This window comes from uncultured Sulfitobacter sp., assembly GCF_947499945.1.
Lineage (GTDB): Bacteria > Pseudomonadota > Alphaproteobacteria > Rhodobacterales > Rhodobacteraceae > Sulfitobacter.
The window spans coordinates 1,136,765-1,156,338 of sequence record NZ_CANMQD010000001.1 but is presented as its reverse complement, the minus strand read 5'-3'; the positions used below and the strand labels follow the sequence as shown (position 1 = coordinate 1,156,338).

The window sequence follows — 19,574 nt, the reverse complement described above, 5'->3', positions numbered from 1 at the left end:
CGTGCAGGTTCATGTTTTTCGCACTATATGTAGGGTTAGAGCCTTTGGAAAGGTGGGAACGCCCCAATGCTCTTGCACTGGGGCGCATAGGACACTCACAGCCCGATGAACATATCGGCGAGCCAGATCCACAGCGGAATACTCAGGATTGCGACAGGAGTGCCAAGGCCCGTGGACGCCCCGACATAAGCGGAGGCGTTTGCCTCTGGCAGAGCGCCGCGCATGGTAGGCGGTCCAGAGATGTCAGAGCTGGACGCCGCCATCACGGCAAGCAGGACAACGCCGCCAGCAGAAAAATCGGTGAGCTGATGTGCCACAATACCAAGCGCAAAACCGATGAATCCATGAATGATCGGCGCTGTTAGCCCGTACAGCACATAGGCGTGTGCCACTTTGCGCAGTTCTGACAACCGCGCCCATGCCTCCATCCCCATGACCAGCATCAGGATCGACAGCAGCCCGCGGAATAGAGGCTCGTAAAAGCTGGCATAGACTGTTTCGGGCCGTCCGAGCACCCCGATGGCGATGCCAAGGAGCAGAGCAGAGATTGCCGCACTTTGCATTGTGTCCGTCAGAATTGTCCCGACGAGGCCGTGCGGTGCAGGCTCTTTGTCACTCGGCCGCGGGCGCTTGGGCAGGCCAGAGGCGAGGCCGTCCATGGTCATCGTCGCCACCGCGTCTTCTGGCAGTGTCGCCTTCGCGGGCTGCGCTGCTGACAGTTTTGCCAGCAGGATCGCAGTGACGAGGGCGGCGACATCCATGAAAGGATAAAGTGCGCCGATAAAGCCCTCATACACGATCCGTTCTTCCTCCAGCATCGCCATGGCGGCAGCCAACGTTGAGGCGGATACCGCCCCAAACAGACCTGCTGTGGCATAGGCATCCATCTTCGAGACACCTTTCCACCGCGCCAGTGTGTTGCTGCCCAGCAGGACGATACCAATCCCTGTAAGAATGGCACAGATCGCAGGCACGATGAGCGAAGCGAGATCGGCCTCACGGATCGAGATACCCGCGCCGAGGCCCACTTTGAGCAGCAGGACCATCACCACGAATTTATACACCGGCTCAGGCACGGCGAGTTTACTGCCCAAAGCGGCCAGCATCATGCCACCCAGTAGGAAGGCCAGCGTGGGTTTCTGAAGCTGGCTGATAACCGTGCCGCTGATGTCGAAGATAATATCCATGGTCAGACCCTTTGAGGTGATTGTGTTCGGGTCGGTATGACGGCGGAAGGATTAGAATAAAAATATATCTTTTGCGCCCAATCGTTCTATAAAAACGAACGAATAGGGGGCGGATGTGCTCAATTACCATCACTTGCGCTATTTTCAGGCGGTAGCGCACGAGGGGAATCTGACCCGCGCAGCGGAGCGGTTGAACCTGTCCCAGTCGGCCCTGTCCACGCAGATTAAGGCGTTGGAGGCGCGGCTGGGCCAAGACCTGTTTGACCGTGTGGGGCGGCAGTTGGTCCTGACCGAGGTGGGGCGCATCACGCTGGACCACGCCGACCGCATCTTTGCCACAGGGGCCGAGCTTGAGGCGACGCTGGCGCAGACCTCCACTATTTTGCCGCCGTTCCGCATCGGGGCGCTATCGACGCTGTCGCGGAACTTCCAGATGCAGTTCCTGCGCCCTGTACTGGCACGCGGCGGGTACGAGGTAATTCTACGCTCGGGTGGGGCGGAGTTGCTCGACACTCTGCGCGCGTTGGGCCTCGATGTGGTGCTGACCACAGAGCCACCATTGAGCACGCAAGCCGCATCCTTCACCACCCATCGCATCTCGGCGCAAAGCGTCGGACTGCATGGCGCAGCGCACCGCTTACAGCACAACACCCTTACCGAACTGCTTACCCGCGAGCCGCTAATCTTGCCCACAGGGGTGATCCGCACGCTGTTCGACGGTCTTCTCGCGCGTCTTGGTGTGACGCCCAACATCGTGGCAGAGGCCGATGATATGGCGATGGTGCGCCTGCTTGCCCGCGAAGACGCAGGCGTAGCGCTCGCCCCTGACGTGGTGCTGGCGGACGAGATCGCAAGCGGCAGGCTGGCCACAGCGCCCTTTGATTTGGAGTTGACCGAGACGTTCTACGCGATCACTGCCCCCCGCAACTTTCCACACCCGCTGCTGGCGGAGTTGTTGGGGTAGGGCTGGTCATGGCTCAAAACTTTATTGGCAACCCATTCGCAGCGCAGGACTACTTTGAGATCACACTGAACACTTATCGATTGACTCAAATCAACTCTGGTACTGCACAAATGGCATATTCAAAGCACCTCTGAGGAGGGAAAAATCGATGGAGAAATTGAGAGCCTCAATCATTTGCAGCCTGGCTTTTCTTGCAGCAATTCCATCTTGGGCGGATTCTCTTTCATGTAGCAACTCGGTTGTGACAACATCCGTTCAGCAAGCAGAACATGGTGAACTGGTTTGCAGCGCGGTCGAACAGGCGGCGGTGCTCTTTGATCAATGCAACGTGCCTGCGCTGTCCAGCCCTGTTCACATCAGCGTTGTCGACCAACTTAAACCAGGATGTGTTGCTTTGTACCATTGTGGCGAGGGCAGGATCGAGGTGCTATCGCCACCAAATATGCAGGAATTACGCGATCCCGACGGGGCGTTTATACACTTAGGAATTGACGAGTATTTTCAAAGCGTCGTGATACACGAGCTTTCGCATGCTGCGACCTATGGTATTCCTTGTCCTTTTGAAGAATGCGTAACTGCGCATGAATACATCGCCTATGCCATGCAGGTCATGTCGTTGAGTTCGGAAGCACAGTCGATATTCGAGGATCGGTCCGGATTGGACAGATCAATTTCCTCTGATGAACTTAGCGCCATTATTCTGTTCATGGCACCACATCTATTCTCTCAAAAGGTATGGGGGCATTTGTCGCAACGAAAAGATCCCTGTGGGTACATTGGCCAAATCGTAGACGGCTCAGTCTTACTGGATCGGGAACGATTTTAGGTAAACTGGAGCGAAACAGTAAAAATCAAGATCAAAGCCCGTTACGAATATAATCATGAATTGCAAAGTTCACTCTGTCCACTACCGCAGGCCAAGACAGAATACGCAACTAAAACGCAAAAGGCGCACCCTCCTGCGAAGATGCGCCTTTCGATCTGTTCACGGAGGAATGGCTTAGAAGCCGAGACCAGCGTACTTGTTCTTGAACTTGGACACGCGGCCACCGGTGTCGAGCAGGCGGCCGGAGCTGCCTGTCCACGCGGGGTGAACGGTTGGGTCGATATCAAGCGACAACTGGTCGCCCTCTTTGCCCCAAGTTGATTTCATTTCCAGGATCGTACCGTCGGTCATTTTGACGTTGATCGTGTGATATTCGGGATGTGTATCTGATTTCATCTCGTTTACGCCTTCGGTGCTTTGTAGTGAGTGTTCTCGATGATCCGTGCGGACTTACCACGGCGCGAGCGCAGATAGTAAAGTTTTGCGCGACGGACACGGCCACGGCGAACCACGGTGATGCTGTCGATGTTGGTGGAGTGCAGGGGGAACACACGTTCCACGCCCTCACCGAATGAGATTTTGCGAACAGTGAATGCGCCGGCGATGCCTTTGCCGTGCTTGCGGGAGATGCAAACACCTTCATAGTTCTGGACACGTGTCCGTGTGCCTTCGGTTACACGAAAGCCTACGCGGATCGTATCACCAGCGCGGAAATCTGGGATCTCCTTGCCGAGTTCGGCGATGTGTTCCGCCTCGATTTGTGCGATCAGGTTCATCTGATGCTCCTATAAATGCTCGTGGTATGCCACGAAGTTGTTTTGCCGATCCAAGAGCTTCGGTCTGTCCTGTTGAACCTGCCGTAGCGGTCCACCGAAGGTAGCATCATCGTTTGCTTATGCGTCGCGCCATAGCGCCATAGCCCGAGTCGCGTCTTTAGCGATTCCGAGTTGGTGCGCGTATAGGCCTGATAGGCAGTCAGATCAAGGGCTCAGTCACCGGAATAGATTGATCCAAGTCAATGCGTCGACAGCCGTAATAGTCCAATCATGAGTCGGCACTAAGGCAGTGAGGGAGACGTTAATGACGACAGCGAAAGCCAGTAATATCAAAGAGGGCGATAAGACAGCGATTATCGGTTTTGATCAGGGCGAATATCCCTACAAGACCAAGCTTTCGCGCCGCGCTTATGAGGCAGAGAAAGCCGCCTTGCAGGTTGAACTCCTCAAGGTGCAGCATTGGGTGCAGGAGACGGGGCAAAAGTTTGTCCTGTTGTTCGAGGGTCGCGATGCCGCTGGCAAAGGGGGGACGATCAAGCGGTTCACGGAACACCTCAATCCGCGTGCCGTGCGGGTTGTCGCCCTCAACAAACCAACGGAAGAAGAGCGAGGGCAGTGGTATTTTCAGCGCTATATCAAGCACCTACCCACTGCGGGTGAAATGGTTCTCTATGACCGCTCATGGTATAACCGCGCGGGTGTTGAGCGTGTTATGGATTTCTGTTCACCCGCCGAATATCTCGAATTTATGCGCCAGACGCCAGAGTTTGAACGGATGTTGACGCGCAGCGGTATTCGCCTGTTCAAATACTGGTTCTCTGTCACGCAAGAAGAGCAAAAGCAGCGGTTTGCATCGCGTGAGACCGACCCGCTCAAGCGGTGGAAGCTATCGCCTATTGACCGTGCCAGCCTTGATAAATGGGACGACTACACCGAGGCGAAGGAGGCGATGTTTTTCTATACCGATACCGCTGATGCGCCATGGACCGTCATCCGCTCCAACGACAAAAAGCGCGCGCGGCTCACCTGCATGCGGCACTTCTTGTCCCAGCTGGATTACCCCGAAAAAGACCCCGAAGTGGCCCTGCCGCCTGATCCAAAGATATTCCATCAGGCAGAGGCAATACTGGAGAAATCCCAGCACATTCTGGCGTCCTCGCTTCACCCCAAACACCGTAACGCGTAAAAAGGAAAATACATGACACATACTCCACACGAACTGGCCGAAGAATTCCCGGAGCAGGCAGAGCAAATGGCCACGCTGCGCCAGTCGGACAACCATTTCGCAAAGCTTTCAGATAGCTATCACACCGTGAATCGCGCCATTCACCGCGCAGAAACCGATGTAGAGCCAACAAGCGATGACAATATGCAGAAGATGCGGCGCGAACGGTTGGCGTTGAAGGACGAGATCGCCGCATATCTGCGCGAGAAAGCCTAAGCAAATTTGGAAAACCCCGCCCCTTCACACTGGGGGTGGGGCACTACCATGAAGCGCTAATATAGCTTCATGTCCATCAAGACGATTTCCGAATACATGTGATCGATTTCGGCGGGCAGCATGCTGTCCCCTTTGTAAAAGCGGGGCACTTCGATCTGCTCAATGGCGTCGGGTTCTGCACCCGTTACCAGACGGCTGTCGACGCTGAAAACCGCGCCCTCTTCGGGCAGCAGCGTATCTGCAATGCTGCGACCATACCGCGCCACTAGATCAGGCTGGCCGACATAGACGGCCTCATGAGTGACGTATTCATCGACCTTCTGTTTGACCGACAGGACCAAAGTACACGGCCCGCCCGGCGTTTCAATCGTGACGGGTTTAAGATTGAGGTCAGCGTGATCCCCCAACACTTGAGCGTCCACAGGATTGAGGGACGCATCGCGTAGTGGATCAAGGGTGAGGTTCAGAGTTTTCCCGCCACTTGGCCGCCAAACCAGCCGCTTGGCATCCAGCACTTTAAACCCGATCCGATCAACGAGTGGCAGAGCTGCTTTGGCACTGGTGAGATTGGTAGAGGTCACTTCGGGATCATTCATCGCCGTGTGCATCAAAGTCTCGCCAAGGCCCATGCCGCGATGCGATTTCAGGACATACCACGACGTCAAATTCCGATATCTGCGAGGTCCGCGCGGGGTATGGCGAAGGCTATCGTTCATCCCCATCACACCGATCAGTTGATCACCATCCATCGCAACAACAGCAAACTCACCCTGCGCCCCGCCCCAACGATTGGCGAGCAAACGGGTCCAACCCTCCAACCCCCATTTGGCGCGGGGAAATGCCGCGTGCATAAATGCTTCGACTTCGTCGCGCTGTGAGGGCGTTGCAAATCTGACGGTGACCATGTCTCAGGCCTCCTTTTGCATCTCGGGCACAGTGCGCCACATGCCGCGCGTGCGCTGAAACAGTTTATCGGTGAAATCCCATATTGCATCATCAGTTTGCAGGTGATGCGTGACATAGCCGATGGGTCGTCTGGAATCTGTGCTGCGCCGCTCTTGCAGATGTTCGATCAGCATCGCTAGCATCTTATCCTCACCACGAAATATGCGGTCGTATTTCCACCGGATCGGATCAAGGTGGGCGTCTATTTGCGTCAAGCCCACGATATCTGCATCCTCTCCACGTCCCTCATAGGCGGATAGAAAGCTGTATCCCCAATCGGGCAGGTGGCGGCGTGTAATATCACCGATACGGTTCCACGGCGGGACAAATCCGTGCAGAAGGCGGGGCAGGTCAGCGGTCTGCAAAATCTCCCAGCCGCAGCGCAAATCGGCTTCTTGCAGTGCCAGATTTCGCAGGTTGCCGACCTCCGATGCAGGGGCACCTTTCGGCTCATGATTGATATGGCTTAGCCCGTGTTGCAGAACATACGCATACCCCGCATCGCGCAATCGTGGAGCAAGGTCGCGTTGCAGCCCGTCAGGGATCACGGACAGATGTGTAGGAACCGCATAGGTATCGGACAAGCCCAGCAACGTCTCAAGCGCGGGTGTGACTTCTCGCGCATCATCATCACGCCACCAAAAGCGCGGCGTCAGACCGTTCTGCGCCCAAGCAGACAACTCAGCGTCAAGGACCGCCCATTCAGTCATCCTTACGGGCCTGATGTGCCGCCCAAAGGTCGGGGCGCCGTTCAGCCGTGAGCTTATGCGACATCTCGCGTCGCCATTTGGCGATCTCGGCATGGTTGCCAGACATAAGTACGGGCGGGATTGCGCGGTCATTCCACTCGGCGGGTTTGGTGTATTGCGGGTGCTCCAACAGACCGTCGGAGTGGCTCTCCTCGACCGTGCTCTCGGCATTGCCAAGCACACCGGGCAGCAGACGGACAGTGGCGTCAATCATCGCTTGGGCAGCAAGTTCACCGCCCGTCATGACAAAGTCACCCAGCGAGACTTCGGTAATGCCGTAATGCTCAATCACGCGCTCATCCACGCCCTCAAAGCGCCCACAGAGCATGGTTACACCTGCACAAGAGGCCAGATCACGTGCCATCGCCTGATCAAATCGCTTACCGCGCGGGGACATGTACAAAATGGGCCAACGCCCCATAGCACGGGCCTGAACAGCCTCAATCGCGGGTCCAACCACATCGGCCCGCAGGACCATCCCCGCACCGCCACCTGCAGGGGTATCATCGACATTGCGGTGCTTGGTCAGGCCGTATTCGCGCAGGTCATGTGCGTGTAACTGCCATTGGCTTTCTTTGAGCGCACGGCCCGTCAGACTTGCCCCTAAGACACCGGGAAACAGTTCTGGGAACAGGGTTAGCACATGCGCTTGCCAGACGTGGACATAGTCGGGGGTGTCTTGCATCAACTCACGCGGTTTGAGTGCCTGCATCACGCGTTGCTTCCCGTGAGAGCGGTTGGGCGGGGTCATGTATCGGCTCCTTTGCCCAAAAGTTTCGCCTTGGCGGCGTTGCGGGCATCTGTGTCACTATGCGCCCTATTGATCGCGAGCAAGGCGTCAAGCATCTCCTCACTTAGCCGTGTATTCTGGGGTGGCTGTGGGGCCAGCGTGCTGCGGATGTCGTCAGGGAGATCACACAGGTCCAACACAGGGTCCGCTGGGCCAAGTGGCAGGTTTGCACAGTCCTCCAATGCATAACTGTGCACGGGGGCAGGGACACGGCGGCGCACCTCGCCCACAATCGCAGCCAGATTGGAAGCCTGCGAATACCGCACTGCATATTCGGTAAAATCGAGTGTCATGCCCGACGACTTCACATGCTCGGCCCATGCCGAGCGCAGCCAAGTGTCAGGCTCACGGGTAGCAAAGCAGAAGACGATCGGGGTTTTTGGAAACTTCGCCTGAGCGCGCTGCCAGAATTGGTACATCAGGATGGGTGCCGCGCTATATTCTGCCAAGGGGCCACGGCCCGGCATATGGCCCGACAACTCTTCCGCACTGAGCAAAAGTGTGCGGCGCGGCATACCTGGAAGATCATCGAGCAGGGCGTCAAACCGGCTGCTAACTTTCTCCAGCGCATCGGCGGTGCCATAGGTGGAATAGCCGCGCGTCGCACTCACCAACTCTTTCATCTGCCCTTTGAGGCGAATGGCAAGCGCAGGCATCAGCGTCTTGCGATTGGCGCGCAAGACGGCCTGAACCGTTGAGGTGCCTGTTTTGTGAAATCCTGCATGCACAACGATTCTACGCGGCATCAGGCGGCTCCTTCGATCAGTGCCCGTTTGGCTTTTCGCAGGGCTGTGTCGTCTAAATCAGAGCGGTTGAGCGTGAGCAATTCGGCCAGCATATCCGCAGAAAGAGCCGCATTTCGCGGGGCGGCAGTCCCGAAGGTCGCGCGACGCTCCTTGCTGAATTCGAGATGATCCAGCAACGCCTCCGCCATGCCAAGGGACTGGTCAGCATAGTCCTCTAGGGCAGCGTCTATCACACTGTGCTCAATGACTTCCTTGCGGATAAGATCGATGATTTTGCCATGCTCGGCCGATGATTTGAGCCGTTTGACATAGTCTGCCTCATCCCAAACCATACGGGAGGCGCGCAGATGTTGACCATAGCAGCTGCGTAGCCAAGGTGCTGCACTCCGCGTGGTGAAAAAGAACGACAGCTCGTCATCAGGTGCTGCCGCTTTGAACGCCACAGCCAAGGCGCGCATCAGATGCGGTGCCGCGCCATAACCGTGCAGGCCGTGGCGGCCCGGCATGTGACCGCTAAGGTCTTCGGAACTGATAACGATCGTGGTCGCCTCCTCTTCGGCCAACCGCTCCACCAGCATCGCAGCCTCATATTTGACCAGCCCCAGATCGTAATCTTCGCGCGATCGACTGTAGGCACGGGCGCATTCGCACAGCGCGGTCATGCCCGGACGCAGGACCAGACGTATTTCAGGACGCAAGGCGGCACGGTTGGCGCGCAGAGTTTGTTGCAGGCTGGTCGTGCCCGTTTTGTGAAATCCGGCGTGGATAATAACCCGCCGCATGTTCAGTCCTGCTGCGCGGTTTTGGGGGCGTCTTTTGGTGTGGGCAGGATGCCTTCGGGCGGGTTGGCGACTATGCGACCAGAGGCCAGATCAACTGTTGGCACTGCTGCCTTGGTGAAGGGGAGAAACGTAGTGGTGGAAGTGCCGGTAAGTTGAAGCTCCAGCAGATCATCCGCGCCGTGGTTTTGAACGGTTTTGACCTTGCCCAGCAGGACGCCGCCAGTGTCATAGACATCAAGCCCGATCAGATCGGCATGGTAGAACTCGTCATCGGGGAGGGAGGGCATCTGCTCGCGGCGGGCGAACAGCTTGGTGCCGCGGTAGGCGTCGGCATCTTCCTTGTTCGCGACGTTTGGCATGCGCGCGGAAAATCCGTTTTTGATAGGCCGTAAAATGGCGAGGTTGAACTCAAGCTCGCCGCTTTCGTCGGTCAGCGGGCTATAAGTTTCGATGTCTTCGGGTACGGCACAAAAGCTTTTGATGCGCAGCTCGCCTTGCACACCATAGGACCCCGAGATTGTGCCCACGCAAATGCGGCTCACGCTCATTGTTCCAAATCCGAATCAACGCAGATCGTGCCGGTCCATTGTCCCGCGCCTGCGCTGCATTCTGCCTTCATCAGCATGCCGTTCAAGTGAAAGCCCAGCACGGCGCCAATGCACAATGTGGCAGCGAATTTCAGTAGTCCAAACATCAGCGTTCCTCGATGTGCAGGGCGGCGGCGCGGGCCTCCCAGCCTTTTGTTTCAAGCTCTGGGGTTAGGGATACATCGCGCGGCCAGCCAAGGCAAAGGTAAGCGACAAGCGACCAGTCGGGTGGTGCATCCAGATCACGGCACATGCGTTGCGGATCAATGACAGAGACCCAACCGACGCCGAGGCCCAGTGTGCGGGCGTGCAGCCACATCAGAGTGATGGCTCCCACAACGGAATAGCGGCGCATTTCCGGCATGGAAGCCGCACCGAGGCCTGCACCCTTAGGCGTGGCGTCGTCACAAAAAATGGCAATGTGTTCAGGGGCTTCCTGCATTCCAGACAGCTTGAGCGAGGCATAAAGCGCAGCCTTGTCGCCGTCATAGCCTTCAAGCGCTTTTGCATTGGCGGTCTGGAAGTTCTCAAGCGCCGCAGCGCGGGCAGTATCGGAGCGGACGCGGATTACGCGCCAAGGCTCTGACAGGCCAACGGAGGGGGCGAGGGAAAGCGTGGAGAGGCACTCTTGGACAAGTGCCTCCTCCACGGGATCGGTGCAAAACTGGCGCACATCGCGGCGCCAGCGCATCAGGTCGGTCAGCCCGGCACGGAATTCATCAGAGAATGTTTCCATGCCGGATTTTCCTTGTTTACTCGGTGGCCGCTTCTTCTGTGGGTGTTTCCTCGGCAGGTGCTGCGGCGGCTTCCGCTGCGGCTGCGGCCTTGGCTGCTTTCTCTTCCACGCGTGCAGTTGCTTTCTTGCCCGGTGTGCCCTTTTTCGGGTTGTTGCGCTCTGTCTTTGGGCGCACGCCAGCTGCTTCGAGCATACGCTGGATACGGTCTGTTGGCTGTGCGCCTTGACCCAACCAGTACTCGATGCGCTCAACGTTCATTTTAACGCGATCTTCGCTGTCTTTTGGCAGCAGTGGCGCATATGTGCCGAGCTTTTCAATAAAGCGGCCATCACGTGGCATGCGGCTGTCTGCTGCTACGATACGGTAGAAGGGGCGCTTTTTGGAGCCACCGCGGGCGAGGCGAATTTTCATGGCCATGGTATTTAAGTCCTTGTTTTGTTGGGTGGTGCGCAGTGAATGCGCACCCTACGATTGATGTTCTTCGTGGTGCTGAATGACTTCAGCGATGATGAAGTTGAGAAACTTCTTGGCGAATTCGGGGTCAAGATCGGCCCGTTTCGCCAAATCTTCTAGCCGCTCGATCTGGGCCGCTTCACGGGCCGGATCGGACGGGGGAAGGTCGTGACAGGCTTTGAGTTTCCCCACAGCCTGAGTGTGTTTGAACCGCTCGCCTAATGTATAGACGAGGATCGCATCGAGGCGATCGATGCTGGCGCGGTGGTCCTTGAGGACCTCTGCGGCGAGTTTTACAGCGTCGGTCATGGAGCCTCCGATATGGTGTTCAGCAGGGGAGTGTTATGGGTACAGCACCCGTACACCCCCTGTACACCGCCGCAGCGCGGCATTTTCAAACGACAGATGTTCATTTCAACTGCCCTTTGGTGTGACGCCAGATGTGTACTTTTGGTTTATCTATGGGGCGTGCAGGATCGTAGAATTGACCGCCCTCTGCGCTGGCAATGCGCGTCTGCTCCGGGTCGAAAGCTGCGCCAAGACGCTCTGCCACGATCACGGATGCATCGTTGCCAGCATGCACATGGGATTGTGCGGTGTTCACGCCCAGAACTGTCCAAGCCCACGGAATTACTCCGCGCATGGCTTCGGTTACATACCCTTTGCCTTCATGCTCTGCCGCGTAGAGGGACCAGCCGAATTCCGGCTCTTCCTGACCTTCGGGGTGGAACACGCCAAAGCCCCCTACGACAGTGTCGGGGTCCGCTTTTGTCGTGGCCATGAACAGGCCATAGCCGCGCATAATCCATTGGCCTGCAACTTCGCTAAAGAGTGCCGTTGCGGTCGCTGGATCGTGGGGACCGTCTGTAAAGGCGGAGCGCTGAGATGTTTTGAAGGCCACATAGAACTGGATGTCCTGCCTGCTCGGGGCGCGCAGGATCAGACGCTCTGTCTCTAGCGTGGGGATATGGATGGTGGTGTGGCTCACTTTTTCTTCCCGAAGCCTGAAAGACCTGCGGGCAGGCCCATGCCGCCGCCCATGCCGGGGAGTTTTCCGCCCATTTGTTTGGCGGCTGCTTCAAGGGCTTTTGGGTCCATGCCTTGGGCCATTGCGGCGGGGTCCATGCCACCTTTTCCGCCCATCATCTGCTTCATCGCGGCTTTCATCATGCCGCCTTTTCCTTTGCCCATCTTCTTCATCATATCGGACATCTGGCGCTGCATTTTCATCAGCTTGTTCAGGTCGGAGACCTCCATGCCTGCACCTTTGGCGATCCGCTTTTTGCGGCTGGCCTGAAGGATCGCGGGGTTGGCGCGCTCTTTTTTCGTCATGGAGTTGATGAGGGCGATTTGCTGTTTGAGGATTTTGTCATCAAGGCCTGCGTCCTCGATCTGTTTGGCCATTTTGCCCATGCCCGGCATCATGCCCATCATACCCTGCATGCCGCCCATTTTGAGCATCTGTTCAAGCTGCATTTTGAGGTCGTTCATATTGAACATCCCCTTGGCCATGCGCTTCATCATCTTTTCGGCTTGCTCAGCCTCGATGGTTTCTTGGGCTTTTTCCACGAGAGCAACGATGTCGCCCATGCCGAGAATACGGCCCGCAACACGCTCAGGTTCGAACGTCTCGAGCGCGTCCATCTTTTCGCCGAGGCCTACAAATTTGATCGGGCTGCCAGTGACGGCGCGCATGGACAAGGCCGCACCGCCGCGACCGTCGCCGTCCATACGGGTGAGGACCACACCGGAAATGCCGATGCGGGTGTTGAAATTCTCGGCGGTTTGCACGGCGTCCTGACCTGTGAGTCCATCGACAACCAGCAGGGTTTCGCGCGGGGTCACGATATCGCGGACTTGTTCGACCTGCGCCATCAGCTCTTCGTCAATCGAGAGGCGACCAGCGGTGTCGAGCATGTAGACGTCATAGCCGCCCAAGGCTGCTTGGGTCTTGGTGCGTTTGGCGATCTGGACGGGTGTCTCGCCTTTGACAATCGGGAGGGTGTCGACGCCGATTTGCACGCCGAGGATCGCAAGCTGTTCCATCGCGGCGGGGCGGTTAACGTCGAGCGAAGCCATGAGCACGCGCTTGCCCTCTTTTTCTTTGAGGCGTTTGGCGAGCTTGGCGGTTGTGGTGGTTTTACCCGAGCCTTGCAGGCCGACCATCAGGATGGGGGCAGGGGCATTGTCGATCTTGAGGTGGCCCGGTTCGCCCTCGCCGCGCAGCACGTCGATCAGGGCATCGTGCACGATCTTGACGACCTGCTGACCCGGCGTGATGGATTTTGTGACGGCTTGGCCTGTGGCTTTTTCCTGCACGGCGTTGACAAAATCACGCGCTACGGGAAGCGATACATCGGCCTCAAGCAGGGCAACGCGCACTTCGCGCAGGGCGGTTTTGACATCCTCATCGCTGAGTGCGCCCTGTTTGGTCAGGCGGTCAAAGACACCAGAGAGGCGTTCACTGAGATTCTCAAACATGGGCGGGTGCCCTTTCTCGGTCGGTTGCGGATGCCTCTTTATTTAGGGGCGGCCGCAGAAATTAACAAATGCTCCGGATGCATGAGGAGCAATGGCGTTTACCCCAGTGGGCGCAACGCGCTGACTGGGGGCGATCCTGATACGGGGTCAGGACCGGAAGTGTGTGCTTCCGGAGGTTTCGTGTGATTTACGCGGGGAGGCGCTACGAGTCAACCTGTGTGTGGGTGCCGCGTGCGGGTAGTGATTTTTCTTGTATTCATGCACGTGGCGGGGAAGATTGACGGTCTACTGTTCATAGATGCACAAAGTGATGGCGGGCGGCGGATGGAAAACTGGGACGAAATCAAGACGGCCTATCAGGTCGCGCGGGTGCGCACAGTGAGTGGTGCTGCGGAAAAGCTGGGAGTGCATCATGCCACGGTAATCCGCCATATTGATGCCTTGGAAGCGCGGTTGGGGATCAAGCTATTTCAACGACATGCGCGGGGCTACACCCCGACGGAGGCTGGCGAAGACCTGTTGCGTGTGGCGCAGGCGACGGAGGACCAGTTCAGCCAACTTGCGAGTCGTATCAAGGGGAGCGGTGCGGGGGTCGCGGGTGATCTGGTGGTGACTTCGCTTGTGGCGCTTGCGCCGCGTATGGCGCCGCTGCTGGCGGCGTTTCAAGAGGAGTATCCCAATGTGGTTGTGCGGTATCTGACGGGCGAGCGGTTATTTCGCCTTGAATACGGGGAGGCGCACGTGGCCATTCGGGCAGGGCGTGCCCCGGACCAGCCTGACAACGTCGTCCAAGCGCTGACCAATCATACCATGGGGCTTTATGCTTCGCCTGCTTACGTGGCCGCAAATGGGTTGCCCTCGGGGCCGGAGGAATACCATCTGCACCGTTTTGTGGGGCATGAAGAGGAAGACATGCGTGCCCCGTTTTATCAATGGCTGTCCAAAGCCGTGCCGCGCGAGAATGTCATGTTTCGCAGCAATGACACACAGGCCCTGTCGCTGGGAGTGATGGCGGGGGCGGGGATCGGGTTTCTCACGCCGCAAGAAGCGGAGGCACGGCCCGATATGGTGCAGGTTGCGGGACCACGGCCCGAATGGTCCGCTCCTTTATGGCTGCTGACGCATATGGATTTGCACCGTACTAGCAAGGTGCAGGCGCTGGTGCAGTTTCTAAAGGCACATTTTAACGACAGCGAAACGATATAATGACACCGCAGGCGCAAGGGCATCTGGCGATGCTGGCTTTTTCGGCTTTGGTTGCGGGGTCTTTCTCCCTTGGGGGGATGGTGGCGAACGAGATTACGCCACTGGGGCTTAATGCGGTGCGGTTTGTGATTGCGGCGGTTGTGGTGGGAATTGTTGCACTGCTCACGACGGGCATCCGGCGGAGCGATTTTGTGGCCCCTTGGCGGTACGCGCTGCTGGGTGGTTTGTTCATGATATATTTTGTGCTGATGTTCGAAGGGCTCAAGACGTCGCCGCCTGTCAGTTCGGCGGCGGTGTTCACGCTGGTCCCTGCGATGGCGGGCGTGTTTGCATGGGTGATGTTACGTCAGCGGATGACGCCGCGCATGGCGCTGGCGCTGTGCATTGGGGGCGTGGGGGCACTTTGGGTAATTTTCCGCGCTGACGTGGTCGCACTGCTTGCGTTTGATGTCGGGCGGGGCGAGGTGATCTTTTTCTTCGGTTGCATTGCGCATGCGATTTATACGCCTTTAGTGCGGGTAATGAACCGTGGGGAAAGTGCGGTTGTCTTTGCCTTTGGTACGCTGGTGGCGGGAGCGGTGCTGCTGTTGATCATCGGTGGGCGTGATATTGTAGCGACGGATTGGGGTGGTTTGCGTGGGATGGTCTGGGTGACGATCCTGTACGTTTCGGTGTTCGCCAGTTCGATCACTTTTGTACTTGTGCAGTTTGCGGCGCTGCGGCTGCCGTCGGCCAAAGTCATGGCTTACACCTATCTCGTGCCGAGTTGGGTGATCTGCTGGGAGGCGGCGCTGGGCAATAGTCTACCGCCTGTTATGGTGGCCGGAGGGATTGCCATGACGGTGGTGGCGCTGTGGATGTTGTTGCGTGACGACGAAGTGCCACGCGGACAGCTTATTGAGAAATCTGCGTCCTGAGTGGAACTGGATCAATACATGCGACGTTATGTCATCAACGAACCAAAACACGCAATTATGCGCCTGTTATATTGATGAAGGATTAAACCATGCGAAACATTATTTATCTTGTCGGCCTTGTAGTGATCGTATTGGCGATCGTGCAATTCGTCCTCTGAGGACATCAAAGATCTAATGAGAAAGGGAGCCGCAGCGGCTCCCTTTTTTGTGACTAGAGATCGCTGTCGGTTTGGGGCAACTCTGCTTTTAGGAACCGTTCGAACGCGTCGAGATTTACAGGCTCGAACTGACCGAAGCCTTGCATCCAGACGGAGGCATTGCGCAGGGCGTCCGGCTCAAGCTTACACCATTTTACCCGACCGCGTTTTTCTTGGGTAATCAGGCCTGCTGCGGTGAGCACGGTAAGGTGTTTGGATATGGCGGCGAGGGACATATCAAACGGTTCTGCCACGTCGGTCACTGCCATATCATCCTCCAGCAGCATCGCGAGGATGGTGCGGCGGGTGGGATCGGCCAATGCGGCGAATGTGGTGTCCAGAGTTTGGGCCATAGCTGTTCATAGTGCGCAGCGCTGCGAAAGATCAACTGAATGGTTGAATAACATTTGGGTGGAGATTCCCGTGAATTTGGTGATTTTGGACTGCGACAATGATGCGCGAAAAATGCAATACTATTTTATTTCAATGGGTTGTCGGGGTGTCAGATGTCGTTGACTCGGGATGCTGCTCAAAGTACCTACCTCCCAAGATATCCAAGCAGGAGCCTGCGTGTGGACGACCAAGATCGTAAAGCAGAGATGGCAGCGATTGAGGCGCGGATTGCAGCGGCTAAAGGTTTGCAAGAACCCAAAGCGCGGATGGACGAGCATTATTCAGGCGCCCAGATGGCGTGGAGAATGGTGATCGAGCTTGTGGCCGGTCTTGGGATCGGTTTCGGCATCGGATACGGGTTGGATCTGTTCTTTGGAACGCTGCCCATATTTATGGTGCTGTTTGTCATGTTGGGCCTCGCGGCTGGAGTTAAGACGATGCTCCGCTCTGCGCAGGAAATGCAGGACCGCAAGATGGCTGAGGAAGCCGGAGTTGAATACGTCCCGAATGGGATGAGAAAGAAACCGCTCGCTAAGAGCGATGAAGAGTAAGGGGCCGAGACAATGGCAACAGAAGCTACAGGCGCGGAAGAAGGCGGTTTGGTCTTTCACCCGATGGACCAGTTTATCGTATCTCCCCTGATGGGCGATGGTCCGGTGGGTCTGTTTACCTTCACCAACGCAGCGCTTTGGACCTGCTTGGCCGTTCTGGCAGTTTTCCTGCTACTTGTTGTATCAACGTCCAAGCGCTCGGTTGTTCCGGGTCGGATGCAATCGGTTGCTGAGTTGGCCTACGGTTTTGTCTATAAGATGGTCGAAGACATCTGCGGCAAAGAGGGCGTAAAGTATTTCCCCTACATCATGACATTGTTCATGTTTATTGTTTGCGCCAACTTTCTTGGCCTGATCCCAACAGCATTTACACCAACGTCGCACTTTGCTGTGACGGTTGTACTGGCTGCGGCGGTGTTCATTGTTGTGACGGTTCTGGGATTTGTCAAAAACGGCGCAGGGTTCCTGAGCTTGTTCTGGGTTGCTTCCGCACCGCTGGCCTTGCGCCCTGTGCTGGCCGTGATCGAGCTTATCTCTTACTTCGTACGCCCCGTGAGCCATTCTATTCGTTTGGCTGGTAACGTCATGGCGGGCCATGCGGTTATCAAAGTATTCGCGGGTTTCGCAGCACTGGTTGCTGTGTCGCCCATCGCGATCCTCGGGATCACGGCGATGTACGGTCTGGAGGTCCTTGTGTCCTTTATTCAGGCTTACGTCTTTACGATCTTGACATGTGTGTACCTCAGGGACGCACTGCACCCACACCACTAAGACTGGTTTAACTTACGACTTGGGGGCACCTGTCCCCGCACTATCTAAACTTCCAACGCATAGGAGAATATCATGGAAGGCGAACTCGCACACATCGGCGCAGGCTTGGCAGCAATCGGTTCCGGCGCAGCCGCAATCGGGGTTGGTAACGTTGCAGGTAACTACCTCGCAGGCGCATTGCGCAACCCATCCGCAGCTGCTTCGCAGACTGCAACACTCTTCATCGGCATCGCCTTTGCAGAAGCTCTGGGGATCTTCGCGTTCCTCGTAGCACTTCTGCTGATGTTCGCTGTTTAAGAACTGACGACACTTCCTATGCTGGGGGCGGCGCTGCACACTGTGCCGCCCTCTGAACACAGGATTTACTACGCCCCTTTGGGGGAGATGTTTTGACAGGAGGCCGACATGGCAACTGAAACCACTACAGGCGCTGCGGAAGCATCCAGCGGAGGCATGCCACAACTGGATTTCTCCACTTGGGGTAACCAGATTTTCTGGCTGGTTCTTGCACTCATCGCGATCTACATGATCCTGTCACGCGTAGCGCTGCCGCGTATTGCAGCAATTCTGGCCGAGCGTCAGGGAACAATCAGTAATGATATCGCTGCCGCCGAGGATCTTAAGTCCAAAGCAGCAGAAGCAGAGGCCGCCTATGACAAGGCATTGGTCGACGCGCGTGCAGAGGCACAAAATATCATCGCGAAATCAAAGGCCGACATGCAGGCCGATCTGGACAAGGCCATTGCTAAGGCCGACGATCAAATCGCCGCAAAGTCAGCCGAGTCCGAGAAGGCGATCTCGGAAATTCGTGCCGGTGCTTTGGAGAACGTGAAAGCAGTTGCCAAAGATACGGTCAAAGAAATTGTTGCAGCGATGGGTGGCAAGGCCGATGCCAAGACCATTACCGCCGCTGTGACCTCACGGATGAAAGGATAACGTCATGCGTATCACACTAACATCCGTATTTGCCTTGCTTGCCGCGACGCCAGCGTTTGCTGCGGGCAAAGGTTTTTCACTTGAAAACACCGACTTTGTTGTCGCCCTTGGTCTGGCTGTTTTTATCGGCATCCTGATTTATTTCAAAGTGCCCTCTTTGATCGGCGGGATGCTGGACAGCCGCGCAAAAGGTATCAGCACTGAGATCGAAGAAGCCCGCAAGCTGCGCGAAGATGCGCAGACGCTGCTGGCCTCTTACGAGCGGAAGCACAAGGAAGTTAAAGAGCAGGCGGATCGTATCGTAGCTGCTGCCAAGCAGGAAGCGAACGCTGCCGCTGAGCAAGCGCGTGCTGATCTGGAAATCTCCGTTCAGCGCCGTTTGGCCGCTGCCGAAGAGCAGATTGAATCCGCTCAAGCTTCAGCGATCAAGGAAGTTCGTGACCAAGCTGTGCTGATTGCGATTGCTGCGTCCCGCGACATCATCGGAAAGCAGATGACTGCGGCAGACGGCAACAAGCTGATCGAAGATGGCATCGCGCAAGTGGATGCGAAACTGCACTAAGCGGTTTGTTATTTGGTTGAAAAGCCCTGCCGGATTGGCGGGGCTTTTTGCGTTTTGGGGACAGCTATGAAGATTCAGACAGCACAGATCGAGTTGGTAGCACCGCGTGGGGAGTTGGATTTTTTTGACCAACAATCTGTCCGCTTGTCCCAGCCTCTCACGCCGCTGGAGGCATGGACGCGCCTTATGGCCGAGCCGCTGCCGCTGTTGGGGCTGGCTTTTCGAGTACGTGATGCTGTTTCGGCAAGGTTCGGCGTTCAGCGAATTGGCGGGTTCTCTGGTGAGGTGCGCAGCTTTGTCCAAGAGGGCGACAGGCTAGACTTTTTCTTGGTGGAGACGGTGAATGACGAGGTGCTGACCCTTTCGGCACGGGACAATCATCTGGATGTGCTGACCTGCGTGACGAGCGTTGAAAATACGCTAACGATTACGTCGTCTGTGAAAGTGCATAATCGCTTTGGCTGGTTTTATATGCTGCCTGTGCGCCCTGCGCATAAGCTAATTGTTTGGGCGATGCTGCGGCGGTTGGGACGTTGTTAAGATTGGGCTAATTTTAAAAATATTAGGATTTTCTTTG

The 19,574-nt window shown here is 56.7% G+C and carries 28 protein-coding genes; 12 read left to right on the top strand and 16 right to left on the bottom strand.

The features are described from left to right. Positions 1-95: 95 nt before the first annotated feature. Positions 96-1,187 (bottom strand): sodium-dependent bicarbonate transport family permease, encoded by a 1,092-nt coding sequence (locus Q0775_RS05795; RefSeq protein ID WP_298858410.1) that lies wholly within the window; start codon positions 1,185-1,187, stop codon positions 96-98. 115 nt (positions 1,188-1,302) lie between these two features. Here Q0775_RS05795 and Q0775_RS05790 point away from each other — a divergent pair, with 115 nt between their 5' ends. Together Q0775_RS05790 and Q0775_RS05785 are read left to right on the top strand one after the other, a co-directional pair. After that, positions 1,303-2,151 carry a LysR family transcriptional regulator gene (locus tag Q0775_RS05790; RefSeq protein WP_298858409.1) on the top strand — a complete coding sequence of 283 codons (849 nt, stop codon included), beginning with the start codon at positions 1,303-1,305 and terminating at the stop codon, positions 2,149-2,151. A 148-nt stretch (positions 2,152-2,299) separates the two neighbouring features. After that, on the top strand, positions 2,300-2,977 hold the full coding sequence (locus Q0775_RS05785; protein WP_298858408.1) for a hypothetical protein: 678 nt from the start codon (positions 2,300-2,302) through the stop codon (positions 2,975-2,977). A 174-nt stretch (positions 2,978-3,151) separates the two neighbouring features. Here the strand turns inward: Q0775_RS05785 and rpmE are convergent, their stop codons facing one another. Together rpmE and rplS are read right to left on the bottom strand one after the other, a co-directional pair. Further along, a complete protein-coding gene (rpmE, locus tag Q0775_RS05780; protein ID WP_298858407.1) occupies positions 3,152-3,373 on the bottom strand; it encodes a 50S ribosomal protein L31 in 222 nt (73 codons plus the stop codon). Positions 3,374-3,378: 5 nt separating this feature from the next. After that, entirely contained in the window at positions 3,379-3,753 is a 375-nt protein-coding gene (gene rplS, locus Q0775_RS05775; protein ID WP_298858406.1) for a 50S ribosomal protein L19, read from the bottom strand. A 304-nt stretch (positions 3,754-4,057) separates the two neighbouring features. On the opposite strand from rplS, the gene ppk2 reads away from it, so the two are divergent. Both ppk2 and Q0775_RS05765 read left to right on the top strand, forming a co-directional pair. Beyond that, entirely contained in the window at positions 4,058-4,939 is an 882-nt protein-coding gene (gene ppk2, locus Q0775_RS05770) for a polyphosphate kinase 2 (RefSeq protein ID WP_298858405.1), read from the top strand. Between the two features lie 12 nt (positions 4,940-4,951). After that, complete coding sequence (locus tag Q0775_RS05765) at positions 4,952-5,194, top strand: DUF465 domain-containing protein (RefSeq protein WP_298858404.1); 243 nt, start codon at positions 4,952-4,954, stop codon at positions 5,192-5,194. A 56-nt stretch (positions 5,195-5,250) separates the two neighbouring features. On the opposite strand, the gene Q0775_RS05760 is transcribed toward Q0775_RS05765, so the two are convergent. The 12 genes from Q0775_RS05760 to ffh all read right to left on the bottom strand — a co-directional run bounded on the left by Q0775_RS05760 (position 5,251) and on the right by ffh (position 13,464). Continuing rightward, positions 5,251-6,099 carry a GNAT family N-acetyltransferase gene (locus tag Q0775_RS05760; RefSeq protein ID WP_298858403.1) on the bottom strand — a complete coding sequence of 283 codons (849 nt, stop codon included), beginning with the start codon at positions 6,097-6,099 and terminating at the stop codon, positions 5,251-5,253. 3 nt (positions 6,100-6,102) lie between these two features. Then, a complete protein-coding gene (locus tag Q0775_RS05755; RefSeq protein WP_298858402.1) occupies positions 6,103-6,849 on the bottom strand; it encodes a polysaccharide deacetylase family protein in 747 nt (248 codons plus the stop codon). Continuing rightward, positions 6,842-7,639 (bottom strand): tRNA (guanosine(37)-N1)-methyltransferase TrmD, encoded by a 798-nt coding sequence (gene trmD, locus Q0775_RS05750; protein WP_298858401.1) that lies wholly within the window; start codon positions 7,637-7,639, stop codon positions 6,842-6,844. Before trmD ends, Q0775_RS05755 begins: the two co-directional genes overlap by 8 nt. After that, entirely contained in the window at positions 7,636-8,424 is a 789-nt protein-coding gene (locus tag Q0775_RS05745) for a hypothetical protein (RefSeq protein WP_298858400.1), read from the bottom strand. The genes trmD and Q0775_RS05745 overlap by 4 nt, the downstream gene beginning before the upstream one ends. Continuing rightward, positions 8,424-9,206: a hypothetical protein gene (locus Q0775_RS05740; protein WP_298858399.1), complete on the bottom strand. Its 783-nt coding sequence runs from the start codon at positions 9,204-9,206 to the stop codon at positions 8,424-8,426. The genes Q0775_RS05745 and Q0775_RS05740 overlap by 1 nt, the downstream gene beginning before the upstream one ends. Before the next feature lie 2 nt (positions 9,207-9,208). Continuing rightward, positions 9,209-9,754, bottom strand: a complete 546-nt coding sequence (gene rimM, locus Q0775_RS05735) for a ribosome maturation factor RimM (RefSeq protein WP_298858398.1) — start codon at positions 9,752-9,754, stop codon at positions 9,209-9,211. Then, complete coding sequence (locus tag Q0775_RS05730; RefSeq protein ID WP_298858397.1) at positions 9,751-9,900, bottom strand: hypothetical protein; 150 nt, start codon at positions 9,898-9,900, stop codon at positions 9,751-9,753. The genes rimM and Q0775_RS05730 overlap by 4 nt, the downstream gene beginning before the upstream one ends. Next, positions 9,900-10,529 carry a 5,6-dimethylbenzimidazole synthase gene (gene bluB, locus Q0775_RS05725; protein WP_298858396.1) on the bottom strand — a complete coding sequence of 210 codons (630 nt, stop codon included), beginning with the start codon at positions 10,527-10,529 and terminating at the stop codon, positions 9,900-9,902. Before bluB ends, Q0775_RS05730 begins: the two co-directional genes overlap by 1 nt. Positions 10,530-10,545: 16 nt before the next feature. Beyond that, positions 10,546-10,947: a 30S ribosomal protein S16 gene (gene rpsP, locus Q0775_RS05720; protein WP_298858394.1), complete on the bottom strand. Its 402-nt coding sequence runs from the start codon at positions 10,945-10,947 to the stop codon at positions 10,546-10,548. A 48-nt stretch (positions 10,948-10,995) separates the two neighbouring features. Next, positions 10,996-11,292: a chorismate mutase gene (locus tag Q0775_RS05715; RefSeq protein ID WP_298858393.1), complete on the bottom strand. Its 297-nt coding sequence runs from the start codon at positions 11,290-11,292 to the stop codon at positions 10,996-10,998. A gap of 100 nt (positions 11,293-11,392) precedes the next feature. After that, the gene (locus Q0775_RS05710) at positions 11,393-11,971 is read right to left on the bottom strand and encodes a GNAT family N-acetyltransferase (RefSeq protein WP_298858392.1); all 579 of its coding nucleotides are present in this window, start codon (positions 11,969-11,971) and stop codon (positions 11,393-11,395) included. Then, a complete protein-coding gene (ffh, locus tag Q0775_RS05705; RefSeq protein ID WP_298858391.1) occupies positions 11,968-13,464 on the bottom strand; it encodes a signal recognition particle protein in 1,497 nt (498 codons plus the stop codon). The genes Q0775_RS05710 and ffh overlap by 4 nt, the downstream gene beginning before the upstream one ends. Before the next feature lie 324 nt (positions 13,465-13,788). Here ffh and Q0775_RS05700 point away from each other — a divergent pair, with 324 nt between their 5' ends. Then, complete coding sequence (locus Q0775_RS05700; protein ID WP_298859958.1) at positions 13,789-14,670, top strand: LysR family transcriptional regulator; 882 nt, start codon at positions 13,789-13,791, stop codon at positions 14,668-14,670. Beyond that, positions 14,670-15,587, top strand: coding sequence for a DMT family transporter (locus Q0775_RS05695; protein WP_298858390.1), 918 nt, complete (start codon positions 14,670-14,672; stop codon positions 15,585-15,587). Before Q0775_RS05700 ends, Q0775_RS05695 begins: the two co-directional genes overlap by 1 nt. 211 nt (positions 15,588-15,798) lie before the next feature. Here the strand turns inward: Q0775_RS05695 and Q0775_RS05690 are convergent, their stop codons facing one another. Further along, positions 15,799-16,137 (bottom strand): metalloregulator ArsR/SmtB family transcription factor, encoded by a 339-nt coding sequence (locus tag Q0775_RS05690; protein WP_298858389.1) that lies wholly within the window; start codon positions 16,135-16,137, stop codon positions 15,799-15,801. Positions 16,138-16,356: 219 nt separating this feature from the next. On the opposite strand from Q0775_RS05690, the gene Q0775_RS05685 reads away from it, so the two are divergent. From Q0775_RS05685 to Q0775_RS05660, 6 genes are all read left to right on the top strand, one after another. Further along, the gene (locus Q0775_RS05685; RefSeq protein WP_298858388.1) at positions 16,357-16,728 is read left to right on the top strand and encodes an AtpZ/AtpI family protein; all 372 of its coding nucleotides are present in this window, start codon (positions 16,357-16,359) and stop codon (positions 16,726-16,728) included. 12 nt (positions 16,729-16,740) lie between these two features. Next, entirely contained in the window at positions 16,741-17,499 is a 759-nt protein-coding gene (locus tag Q0775_RS05680; protein ID WP_298858387.1) for a F0F1 ATP synthase subunit A, read from the top strand. 72 nt (positions 17,500-17,571) lie between these two features. After that, positions 17,572-17,796: a F0F1 ATP synthase subunit C gene (locus Q0775_RS05675; RefSeq protein WP_011567586.1), complete on the top strand. Its 225-nt coding sequence runs from the start codon at positions 17,572-17,574 to the stop codon at positions 17,794-17,796. Between the two features lie 108 nt (positions 17,797-17,904). Beyond that, the gene (locus tag Q0775_RS05670) at positions 17,905-18,435 is read left to right on the top strand and encodes a F0F1 ATP synthase subunit B' (RefSeq protein WP_298858386.1); all 531 of its coding nucleotides are present in this window, start codon (positions 17,905-17,907) and stop codon (positions 18,433-18,435) included. Between the two features lie 4 nt (positions 18,436-18,439). Further along, complete coding sequence (locus tag Q0775_RS05665) at positions 18,440-18,997, top strand: F0F1 ATP synthase subunit B (RefSeq protein ID WP_298858385.1); 558 nt, start codon at positions 18,440-18,442, stop codon at positions 18,995-18,997. 66 nt (positions 18,998-19,063) lie between these two features. Then, positions 19,064-19,537 (top strand): DUF2867 domain-containing protein, encoded by a 474-nt coding sequence (locus Q0775_RS05660; protein WP_298858384.1) that lies wholly within the window; start codon positions 19,064-19,066, stop codon positions 19,535-19,537. Positions 19,538-19,574: the final 37 nt, after the last annotated feature.

Excerpts from the sequence above, each read along its gene's own strand:
- rplS (WP_298858406.1), bottom strand. The coding sequence starts at position 3,753 with ATGAACCTGATCGCACAAATCGAGGCGGAACACATCGCCGAACTCGGC.
- rimM (WP_298858398.1), bottom strand. The coding sequence starts at position 9,754 with ATGAGCGTGAGCCGCATTTGCGTGGGCACAATCTCGGGGTCCTATGGT.
- Q0775_RS05785 (WP_298858408.1), top strand. The coding sequence starts at position 2,300 with ATGGAGAAATTGAGAGCCTCAATCATTTGCAGCCTGGCTTTTCTTGCA.
- Q0775_RS05740 (WP_298858399.1), bottom strand. The coding sequence starts at position 9,206 with ATGCGGCGGGTTATTATCCACGCCGGATTTCACAAAACGGGCACGACC.
- Q0775_RS05760 (WP_298858403.1), bottom strand. The coding sequence starts at position 6,099 with ATGGTCACCGTCAGATTTGCAACGCCCTCACAGCGCGACGAAGTCGAA.
- Q0775_RS05795 (WP_298858410.1), bottom strand. The coding sequence starts at position 1,187 with ATGGATATTATCTTCGACATCAGCGGCACGGTTATCAGCCAGCTTCAG.
- Q0775_RS05690 (WP_298858389.1), bottom strand. The coding sequence starts at position 16,137 with ATGGCCCAAACTCTGGACACCACATTCGCCGCATTGGCCGATCCCACC.
- Q0775_RS05670 (WP_298858386.1), top strand. The coding sequence starts at position 17,905 with ATGGCAACTGAAACCACTACAGGCGCTGCGGAAGCATCCAGCGGAGGC.
- ppk2 (WP_298858405.1), top strand. The coding sequence starts at position 4,058 with ATGACGACAGCGAAAGCCAGTAATATCAAAGAGGGCGATAAGACAGCG.
- Q0775_RS05755 (WP_298858402.1), bottom strand. The coding sequence starts at position 6,849 with ATGACTGAATGGGCGGTCCTTGACGCTGAGTTGTCTGCTTGGGCGCAG.
- trmD (WP_298858401.1), bottom strand. The coding sequence starts at position 7,639 with ATGACCCCGCCCAACCGCTCTCACGGGAAGCAACGCGTGATGCAGGCA.
- Q0775_RS05745 (WP_298858400.1), bottom strand. The coding sequence starts at position 8,424 with ATGCCGCGTAGAATCGTTGTGCATGCAGGATTTCACAAAACAGGCACC.
- Q0775_RS05715 (WP_298858393.1), bottom strand. The coding sequence starts at position 11,292 with ATGACCGACGCTGTAAAACTCGCCGCAGAGGTCCTCAAGGACCACCGC.
- rpmE (WP_298858407.1), bottom strand. The coding sequence starts at position 3,373 with ATGAAATCAGATACACATCCCGAATATCACACGATCAACGTCAAAATG.
- ffh (WP_298858391.1), bottom strand. The coding sequence starts at position 13,464 with ATGTTTGAGAATCTCAGTGAACGCCTCTCTGGTGTCTTTGACCGCCTG.
- Q0775_RS05675 (WP_011567586.1), top strand. The coding sequence starts at position 17,572 with ATGGAAGGCGAACTCGCACACATCGGCGCAGGCTTGGCAGCAATCGGT.
- Q0775_RS05730 (WP_298858397.1), bottom strand. The coding sequence starts at position 9,900 with ATGTTTGGACTACTGAAATTCGCTGCCACATTGTGCATTGGCGCCGTG.
- Q0775_RS05700 (WP_298859958.1), top strand. The coding sequence starts at position 13,789 with ATGGAAAACTGGGACGAAATCAAGACGGCCTATCAGGTCGCGCGGGTG.
- rpsP (WP_298858394.1), bottom strand. The coding sequence starts at position 10,947 with ATGGCCATGAAAATTCGCCTCGCCCGCGGTGGCTCCAAAAAGCGCCCC.
- Q0775_RS05660 (WP_298858384.1), top strand. The coding sequence starts at position 19,064 with ATGAAGATTCAGACAGCACAGATCGAGTTGGTAGCACCGCGTGGGGAG.
- Q0775_RS05665 (WP_298858385.1), top strand. The coding sequence starts at position 18,440 with ATGCGTATCACACTAACATCCGTATTTGCCTTGCTTGCCGCGACGCCA.
- bluB (WP_298858396.1), bottom strand. The coding sequence starts at position 10,529 with ATGGAAACATTCTCTGATGAATTCCGTGCCGGGCTGACCGACCTGATG.
- Q0775_RS05680 (WP_298858387.1), top strand. The coding sequence starts at position 16,741 with ATGGCAACAGAAGCTACAGGCGCGGAAGAAGGCGGTTTGGTCTTTCAC.
- Q0775_RS05695 (WP_298858390.1), top strand. The coding sequence starts at position 14,670 with ATGACACCGCAGGCGCAAGGGCATCTGGCGATGCTGGCTTTTTCGGCT.
- Q0775_RS05765 (WP_298858404.1), top strand. The coding sequence starts at position 4,952 with ATGACACATACTCCACACGAACTGGCCGAAGAATTCCCGGAGCAGGCA.